This is a genomic window from Coriobacteriia bacterium (genome assembly GCA_013334745.1).
In the GTDB taxonomy this organism is placed as follows: domain Bacteria; phylum Actinomycetota; class Coriobacteriia; order Anaerosomatales; family JAAXUF01; genus JAAXWY01.
The window spans coordinates 1-2,135 of the sequence record JAAXWY010000089.1 but is presented as its reverse complement, the minus strand read 5'-3'; the positions used below and the strand labels follow the sequence as shown (position 1 = coordinate 2,135).

Sequence of the window (2,135 nt, the reverse complement as noted above, 5' to 3'; positions counted from 1 at the left end):
CCGGTGGGCATCCGTACGGTCGACGAGCTCAGCCTGCCGCCGGTCATCTCGAAGATCGCCGACGAGGAACGCGGCCTCGTGCTGGTCACCGGGACCACGGGCAGCGGCAAGAGCACCACGCTGGCCGGCATGGTGGACCGCATCAACCGGACGCGGTGCGTGCACGTCCTGACGGTCGAAGACCCCATCGAGTTCCTCCACAAGGACCACAAGTCGATCATCAACCAGCGTGAAGTCGCCACCGACACCCGCTCGTTCGCGCACGCGATGCGCGCCGCCCTCCGCCAGGACCCCGACGTCATCCTGGTTGGCGAGATGCGCGACCTTGAGACCATCTCGGCTGCGATCACCGCCGCCGAGACCGGCCACCTCGTGTTGGCCACCCTGCACACTACCGGTGGCCCCGAAACCATCGACCGCGTGGTGGACGTCTTCCCGCCCCATCAGCAGCAGCAGGTTCGCATGCAGCTGTCGACATCGCTCGAAGGAGTACTGTCACAGGTGTTGCTGCGCTCCACCGATGGCCGCAGCCGCGTGATGGCGATGGAGATCATGCTGGGAATCCCTGCGATCTCGAACCTCATCCGTGAGGGAAAGACCCACCAGATGGAGACAATCATCCAAGGTGGCGCGCAACTTGGTATGCAGACCCTCGACCAGCATCTGAAGAATCTGCTGTCGCGGGGCAAGATCACCTACGAAGAGGCGATCAGCAAGGCCAAGAACCCCCGTGAACTCGCAGCGATGGTGGGCAAGAAGATATAGCCCGCTGAAGACATCGTTGAGACCGTACCGCGGGCCCCGACATGGGGCCCGCATTCGTATGAAGGAGGACGGATGGAGACTGCACGAGTCAAACTCACAGGTCGACGCCAGTTCGTGGGTGTCGATGGCGCAGGACACAGCATCGTGATGGACGCCAAGGCCGAGTACCTGGGAGAAGGGTCAGGCATCAGGCCCGTCGAGCTGGTGCTACACGGTCTCGCGGGCTGCACGGGCATGGACGTCATCTCCATCCTCGAGAAGAAGCGTGAAGACGTCCGGGGGCTCGAGATCGTCGTCAACGGCACCCCGAGGGTCGAGGAGTATCCCAAGATCTACACCGACATCCAGGTTCACTACATCGTGACCGGATACGGTGTGAAGCCCGGCTCGGTCGAGCGTGCGATCGCGTTGTCCGAGGAGAAGTACTGCTCGGTCAAGGGGATGCTCTCCGACGAGGTCAACGTCACGACGAGTTTCGAGGTCATCGAGGCGGCCCCGGCCAACACACCTGTCCTCGAGGAGGCGTAGGTGCGCGACGCGGTACTCATGCCGGTGTACAACGAGGCTGCGACCGTGGCCGACGTGCTCGATGCCGTGCGCGGTTACTATCCGGGCGAGATCATCGTCGTCGACGATGGATCCACCGATGAGACCCCGCGCATCTTGGCGACCCGCAATGACATCGCTGTCGTGCGGATGGATTGCAACTGCGGGTACGGTTGCGCGTTGCGCATCGGGTTCGACGTCGCCCGGGAGATCGGGATCGAGCGGCTCGTCACGATGGACTGCGACGGGCAGCACGAGCCGGCCCACATCCCGCAGTTCTTCTCGGCACTGGAGCAGGGGGCCCGCGTGGTCTCCGGTTCGCGCTACCTTCCGGGCAGCGGGGCGGCGGGTGCGGTTCCCACGGATCGACGTGAGATCAACGCTCGCGTGACCGCCATGATCAACGATGCGACCGGGTGGACGCTCACCGATGCGTTCTGCGGGTTCAAGGGCTATGACGTCGCGATGCTGGGCGGCCTCAAGCTGTCCGAGGCCGGCTATGCGATGCCCATCGAGCTGTGGGCGCGCATCTGGCGGGCGGGACTCGACATCGTCGAGATCCCAGTCGAGCGAATCTACTGCGACCACAACCGAAGCTTCGGGGCGGCACTCGACGATCCTGAATCGCGCTGGAATTACTACGTCGACGTGTGGAATCGTGCGATCGAGGAGGGCGAGTAGATGACCCAGGCACCCTACGATGCCGTGTGTGTCGGCGCCCATCCCGACGACGTCGAGATCGGCATGGGGGCGACCGTCGCCAAGCTGACCGCGTCTGGCGCTCGGGTGGCGATAGTCGACCTCACTAACGGCGAACCCACTCC

At 64.1% G+C, this 2,135-nt stretch carries 4 protein-coding genes; all 4 read left to right on the top strand.

Going from position 1 to position 2,135, the window contains the following annotated elements; genetic code table 11:
* On the top strand, positions 1-765 hold a 765-nt coding region (locus HGB10_12075), incomplete at its 5' end, for a PilT/PilU family type 4a pilus ATPase (GenBank protein ID NTU72541.1).
* Positions 766-837: 72 nt separating this feature from the next.
* A complete protein-coding gene (locus HGB10_12070) occupies positions 838-1,293 on the top strand; it encodes an OsmC family protein (protein ID NTU72540.1) in 456 nt (151 codons plus the stop codon).
* A gap of 18 nt (positions 1,294-1,311) precedes the next feature.
* Positions 1,312-1,992 carry a glycosyltransferase family 2 protein gene (locus HGB10_12065; protein ID NTU72539.1) on the top strand — a complete coding sequence of 227 codons (681 nt, stop codon included), beginning with the start codon at positions 1,312-1,314 and terminating at the stop codon, positions 1,990-1,992.
* On the top strand, positions 1,993-2,135 hold a 143-nt coding region (locus HGB10_12060; GenBank protein ID NTU72538.1), incomplete at its 3' end, for an LmbE family protein.